Annotated in this window: 2 protein-coding genes; one reads left to right on the plus strand and one right to left on the minus strand. The window is 36.7% G+C overall.

Going from position 1 to position 1,662, the window contains the following annotated elements; all coding sequences use genetic code 11:
- Window positions 1–212: 212 nt before the first annotated feature.
- Window positions 213–587 carry a hypothetical protein gene (locus FTV43_RS15355; RefSeq protein ID WP_086322809.1) on the minus strand — a complete coding sequence of 125 codons (375 nt, stop codon included), beginning with the start codon at window positions 585–587 and terminating at the stop codon, window positions 213–215.
- 258 nt (window positions 588–845) lie between these two features.
- On the opposite strand from FTV43_RS15355, the gene mobQ reads away from it, so the two are divergent.
- The coding region (gene mobQ / locus FTV43_RS15360) for a MobQ family relaxase (RefSeq protein ID WP_368856092.1) at window positions 846–1,662 on the plus strand (817 nt) is incomplete at its 3' end.

The following is a 1,662-nucleotide window of genomic DNA, read 5'->3' on the forward strand; positions in this document are numbered from 1 at the left end:
TTTCTTTGCCGCTTGTGATCCATCTAGGTACTCAATTAAGTTAACTTGACCAAACCCACCACAACCAATTTCTTCTAAAACTCTATACATATTATTAATTTATAAAGACTGATTTGCTAAAAATTATAGCTTAAATTATTTAAACTTTATAAAAATTTTTAGAACTGAAATATCGATATTTAACATAAAATCTCTTATATGAAATTTAGAACTTATCCCTTAAAAAGATCATTAAAAAGCTCTTTATCTTTCTGTCTATTTTCTTCTGTCTTACTTTCCGCACTTAAAAACTGCTCAAAATCAGCCCATTGATGTTTAAAAGATTCATCATTCTTAAATTTATTCAAAACCCAAGCGCCAAGCAAAATTTTCCGTCTAGTTTCATTTTTCCGTTCTTGAGCTTTGGCTTCACTTAAAAGTTTTTGCTGCTTAAGTTTAAGCTCATTCTGTTTCTGTTTTGCCTGTTCTAAGATCTGCTCTTGTTCTTTTTTCAAATACTCAATTTGCTCTTGTAGAGATAACTTCTTCTGCTGTGCTTTAGTGAGCTTCTTTAAAACTGCATCTTTCTTTTCTTGAATATCTGACATAGTATTAAACCGTGATGATCAATAATCAAACATCATCATAGAGTCAAAAAACAAAGCGAGCAATATCAAACGTAGCGAAGCGAAGTTTTCCCGGAGTGAAACGAAGGGCGCACTTACCCACTTTTATCATTTCATTCAAAAGTGGACGTTGCGACAGGGGAAACCCCTGTACCCCATGACCTCGCTTTAGCATGGTCAGCAACTTTTTCAAAGTTGCAAAAATCAAAACCACGGTATGCAGAAATTTAGGTTTTTAAAGTGGCAATTTTTCATTTGAATGAAAGCAACATCTCACGAAGTGACGGACGTTCAGCCGTTGCTTGTGCTGCTTATCGTGCCTGTGAAAAATTAGAGGATCTGACTTTTGGAAAGACTCAGGACTACACTAAAAAAAAGGGACTTGAATACAAAAATATTTATGCACCAGAACATACCAATACAAAACTTTTAGACCGTCAAACACTTTGGAATACAGTAGAAAAAAAAGAATTCAATGCCAATGGCTCAATGAAAGCCAATGCACGACTCGCCAAAGAATATATCTGTGCTTTACCACATGAATTAACAGATGCAGAACGCATAAAAATCGTTGATGACTTTTGCCGAGACTTTGTGAACAAGCACAATGTTATTGTCGATGCCTGCATCCATGCACCACATGAACATAACGATGAAACCAATAATAAAAACTATCACGTACACATGATGTTCACGACCAGACTCATCAATGAAAAAGGCGAATTAGGAAAGAAACAAAGAATCTTCAACGACCATGGTCCCGAGATCCTGAAGGACAGCCGAGCAACTTTTGCCAATGTTGTAAACACAGTATTGGAAAATGCCGGACTAGACGAACGCATCGACCACCGGAGTTACAAGGATCAGGGCTTAGACTTTCTTGAACCCACTCATCATGAAGGGCATGAAGCTACAGCACTTCGCAGACAATATGACGAGGAACAAAAAAGACCGCTTGAAGAACGTAACACTGAAATTGTGCTACCAAGAATTGCACTTGAAAATGAAGCCATCAAAGCCAAAAATTTAGATGCTGCACGAGAATACCAACAGATCA

Source organism: Acinetobacter sp. YH16053 (assembly GCF_013417035.1).
Classification (GTDB): Bacteria; Pseudomonadota; Gammaproteobacteria; order Pseudomonadales; family Moraxellaceae; genus Acinetobacter; species Acinetobacter towneri.

Excerpts from the sequence above, each read along its gene's own strand:
- FTV43_RS15355 (WP_086322809.1), bottom strand. The coding sequence starts at position 587 with ATGTCAGATATTCAAGAAAAGAAAGATGCAGTTTTAAAGAAGCTCACT.